Consider the following 3,015-nt stretch of genomic DNA (forward strand, 5'->3'; position numbering starts at 1 on the left):
CCAGGGGCCCCGGGCCGTGCGCCCCGACCAGCGGGGTCCGCGCGTCCACCTCGACCATCGGCAGCCGCCGCCGGGCGGCCGCGATCGCGTCACCCTCGTGGGTGTGTGCCTTCTCCCGCACCAGCACCCGGTCGACCACGGCCTGCCAGGTGGCCCGGTCGACGATCTCGGGCGACGGGTACGACGTGCTGGTCGCTTCCATCGGTTCGCCTTTCCCTGCCCGGGCAGGCACATCGCCGGCCCTCGGAAGGTATGACCAGCCGGACGACCGAAACTCATCGGGGAGGGACGCCGCTGGATGCGCCCCGGGCCGCCGCCGTGGCGATATATATCGGCGTGATCAAAAGTCTCATCCCCACCACCTCCCTGTGTTACGTTCCCGCGCAACTGAACCTCGGACAGGAGCGTCCTTGCGCCGAACAAGAATCGCGTTGGTGCTGGGTGTGCTCGTCGCGCTGGTAGCGATCGCGTGCGGTCAGGGGCCCGAGGGTGGATCGGACCGCGTCGCCTCGGCCGGGGTGCTCCGGGTCGGCACCGAAGGAACGTACGCGCCCTTCAGTTTTCACGACGGCACCACGGGCGCCCTCTCCGGCTACGACATTGACGTGGCGCGCGCGGTCGGCGATAAGCTGGGCGTGCGGACCGAATTCGTTGAGACGCCTTGGGACTCGATATTCGCGGCGCTGGAATCGGACCGATTCGACGTCGTCGCCAATCAGGTCACAATCACACCCGAACGACAGGCGAAATACGATCTGTCCAAGCCGTATGCCGTCGGCGAAGGCGTTATCGTCACTCGAGCGAATGACGACTCGATCAAATCGGTGAAGGATCTCGCCGGCAAGACCACCGCGCAGTCGGTGACCAGCAACTGGGCCGAGGTCGCCCGGCAGGCGGGGGCCAAGGTCGAGGCGGTGGAGGGCTTCACCCAGGCGATCACCCTGCTCAACCAGGGCCGCGTCGACGCAACAGTCAACGACAGCATCGCGGTGTACGCCTACCTGGCCACCACGAACGACACCTCGGTCAAGATCGCGGCCAAGACGGGGCAGCGCAGCGAACAGGCGTTCGCCGCCCGCAAGGGCAGTGGCTTGCTGCCCGGACTCAACCGAGCCATCGATGAACTCGGCGCGGACGGCACCCTGGCGAGGATTTCGCAGAAGTACTTGAAGGCCGATGCCAGCGGCACCGCCCCTCAGCAGGGCGCCGCGGCCCCAGCCCCATCGACAATCAAATTGATCCTGGACAACCTTTGGCCGATGGCCAAGGCCACCATCACCGCAACGATTCCGCTGACCGCGATCAGCTTCGTGATCGGGCTGGTGATCGCGCTCGGTGTGGCGCTGGCACGGATGTCGTCGAATCGGTTGCCTTCCGCGGTGGCGCGTGTCTACATCTCGATCATCCGCGGCACGCCCCTGCTGGTTCAGCTGTTCCTGATCTTCTACGCATTGCCCGAGCTGGGCCTGAAAATTGATCCGTTCCCCGCGGCGATCATCGCGTTCAGTCTCAACGTCGGCGGCTACGCCGCGGAGATCATCCGCTCGGCCATCTCCAGTATCCCGAAGGGACAATGGGAGGCCGCCCAGACCATCGGCATGAAGTACCCGACGACACTTCGGCGAATAATTCTGCCGCAGGCCAGCCGGGTTGCGGTGCCGCCATTGTCCAACACCTTGATCTCTTTGGTGAAGGACACCTCGTTGGCCTCGACAATCCTGGTGACCGAGCTGCTGCGCACCGCGCAGGTGGCGGCGGCGCCGACCTTCGAGTTCTTTGCGATGTACGGCACGGCCGCCGCCTACTACTGGGTCGTCTGCCTGGCGCTGTCGTTCGGGCAGGGCCGCGTCGAACACCGACTGGAAAGGTACGTGGCCCGGTGAGCGTCCCTACGTTGGTCACCGTCGCGGACGTGACGAAGTCGTTCGGCAGCAACGCCGTGCTGAAGGGCGTTTCGTTCGACGTGCCGACGGGATCGGTGACCACCATCATCGGCCCGTCCGGCTCCGGGAAAACGACGGTGCTGCGGTCACTCAACGCGCTGGAGCGGCCGGATACCGGGGTCATCACCATCGGCGATGTCCGAGTGGACTTTTCGACCGATATCCCCGAGACCGAGTTCTACCGGTTCCGCGCGCAGAGTGGAATGGTGTTCCAGGGGCACAACCTGTTTCCGCACAAGACGGTGCTGCAGAACGTCATCGAGGGGCCGGTCATTGTGCAGCGGCGTGCCGTGGCCGAGGCGCGGGCCGACGCGGTTGAGCTGTTGCGCAGCGTCGGGCTGGAGGGCAAACAGGACCAGTACCCGTACCAGCTGTCAGGCGGGCAGCAGCAGCGGGTGGGCATTGCCCGCGCGCTCGCGCTCAAGCCCAAGCTGATGCTGTTCGACGAGCCGACCTCCGCACTGGATCCCGAGTTGGTGGGTGAGGTGCTGGCGGTGATCAAGGACCTGGCCACCCAGGGTTGGACGATGGTGATCGTCACCCACGAAATCCGGTTCGCCCAGCAGGTCGCCGATCAGGTGCTCTTCACCGACGGCGGTGTGGTGCTGGAAAGCGGCCCGCCGAGCGATGTCATCGGGTCGCCCAAGCAGGAACGCACCCAACAGTTCCTGCGGCGGATCCTCGACCCTCTCTGATCGCCTAGGTCGTCGGCTGTTCGGGCACGGCCCCGGTGACGACGTAGTCGAGTTGCCTGGCGATGGAGACAGCCTGGTCGGCGAACCTCTCGAAGTACCTGGCGAGCAATGCGACGTCGACGCCAACCTGGATCGGATAGGGCGGCTCGGCGTTGCTGACCTCCTGGACGACCTCATGCTGGAGTTGATCGACGCGGTCGTCGGCCTGCAGCATTGCGGGCCAGTCGTCCCCGGTGGGGGCAGCGATCGACCGCTCGAGGTGGATGCAGGCCTGCACGCCGAGGCGGGCCATCTCGGCGAACCGATCAGCAAGCTGGGTCGGGACCGCGGGTTGCGGGTGGCGCAGGCGGGCAACCTCAGCGACATGTCGCGCCAGG

Annotated in this window: 4 protein-coding genes; 2 read left to right on the forward strand and 2 right to left on the reverse strand. The window is 66.1% G+C overall.

Annotated features, from left to right (window positions below; all coding sequences use genetic code 11):
• Positions 1–202, reverse strand: a 202-nt coding sequence (locus QOD90_RS30410; RefSeq protein ID WP_526356133.1) for a DUF899 family protein, incomplete at its 3' end; no start/stop codon positions are given.
• 253 nt (positions 203–455) lie between these two features.
• Here QOD90_RS30410 and QOD90_RS30415 point away from each other — a divergent pair.
• Both QOD90_RS30415 and QOD90_RS30420 read left to right on the forward strand, forming a co-directional pair.
• Complete coding sequence (locus QOD90_RS30415) at positions 456–1,883, forward strand: ABC transporter permease subunit (protein WP_526356139.1); 1,428 nt, start codon at positions 456–458, stop codon at positions 1,881–1,883.
• Positions 1,880–2,638 carry an amino acid ABC transporter ATP-binding protein gene (locus QOD90_RS30420; RefSeq protein WP_526356135.1) on the forward strand — a complete coding sequence of 253 codons (759 nt, stop codon included), beginning with the start codon at positions 1,880–1,882 and terminating at the stop codon, positions 2,636–2,638. The genes QOD90_RS30415 and QOD90_RS30420 overlap by 4 nt, the downstream gene beginning before the upstream one ends.
• A gap of 4 nt (positions 2,639–2,642) precedes the next feature.
• Here QOD90_RS30420 and QOD90_RS30425 read toward each other — a convergent pair.
• Positions 2,643–3,015, reverse strand: a 373-nt coding sequence (locus tag QOD90_RS30425; protein ID WP_526356137.1) for a phosphate signaling complex PhoU family protein, incomplete at its 5' end; no start/stop codon positions are given.

Origin of the sequence: Mycobacterium sp., assembly GCF_032161845.1 — a bacterium.
In the GTDB taxonomy this organism is placed as follows: domain Bacteria; phylum Actinomycetota; class Actinomycetes; order Mycobacteriales; family Mycobacteriaceae; genus Mycobacterium.